This is a genomic window from Vibrio cincinnatiensis DSM 19608 (assembly GCF_900167345.1).
In the GTDB taxonomy this organism is placed as follows: Bacteria; Pseudomonadota; Gammaproteobacteria; order Enterobacterales; family Vibrionaceae; genus Vibrio; species Vibrio cincinnatiensis.
In genome coordinates, this window is record NZ_FUXB01000052.1 from 1 (window position 1) to 1,236 (window position 1,236).

General features: G+C 37.1%; 1 protein-coding gene. It reads left to right on the forward strand.

The window, feature by feature from the left end:
- Positions 1–288 precede the first annotated feature (288 nt).
- Positions 289–519: a PAS factor family protein gene (locus B5D54_RS16800; protein WP_078927664.1), complete on the forward strand. Its 231-nt coding sequence runs from the start codon at positions 289–291 to the stop codon at positions 517–519.
- Positions 520–1,236: the final 717 nt, after the last annotated feature.

A 1,236-nucleotide genomic window follows, 5' to 3' on the forward strand; every position in this document is an offset into this window, starting at 1 on the left:
TGCAAAGTAGAAGCTCTACCTTAAAATACAAAAGGATAAAAATACTTTAATTTTCAATGCATTGTGGGATTTTTTCTCTACGGTTACATAACGCCCGGTTAAGGGGCAACCAACGCCACTACCAAGCTTTCGCATAACACTGTAACCACAAAAACCAACGCATAATAAAAATGCCACGCGTTGGTTGTCCCTCTTGAACCGTTTGTTATGTGATTGTTGCTTCAGATTTACAATCCATTATCGATTACAATCCTTGCGCCCCGTCAAATATTATAAAATGGATATCTCATGAAAGCGCTTATTTATGAAACCCTTATTAATCTTGCTAACCAAGATCCTGAACAGCATGCACAAATCCGACAAAACTTATACGATCAGTTAGGCTTACCTTTCGAAAAACAACTTACTTTGTATTCTCAGGCTCTTGGGCCTGCTGGTTCAGGGAAATTTGAAAATGAGCAAGCAATGTCAAATGCCGTAGAAAGCGTGATCCAATTGCTTGAAACTCCTGAACACTAAACCTTTTCAGTTAATATTCGGCCCATTCGATTAGGGCCGTTTTCAATTTACGCCCAATCACATAACGCCGCATTAAGGGGCAGGCAACACAAACAACTGCGCTCAAATTAACCAACCGTAACCTCAAATGCCAACCAAACCAAAACTGCCAAGCGTTGACTGTCCCTCTTGAATGCTTTGTTATGTAACTTTACTAATCATTTCAAAGCATTACAAAGAAAAATATTGCCAAATATCGTTTAACTTACATAAAAAGTTAGCAGTAACCCAGTAGAATTTGCGTGGCAACGACGAAACTGCGAGCCCTAGTTCAAAGAAAAAAATAACTGCCACCAAACTTATCGCAAACTCACTTAACCATTGAGAAAAGACTGAAAACTCGAAGAATAAGAAGACGAAAACTAAGCCAATATGAATAAGACTGACTTTACAAACTTTATAAATAACCAATTAAAACAATAAGTTAAAATCATAAAATATGTAAAATAGAAACTAACTTAAAAATGCAAAAGTATAAAAACACTTTAACTTTCAATATATTGCGGTCTTTTTCTCTACAGTTACATAACGCCGCATTAAGGGGCAAGCAACGCGAACAACTGCGCTCAAACTAGCCAGCCTTAACCTCAAATGCGTATCCAAACCAAAAATGCCACGCGTTGATTGTCCCTCTTAAATGCTTTGTTATGTAACTTTACTAACCATTTCAAAGCATTA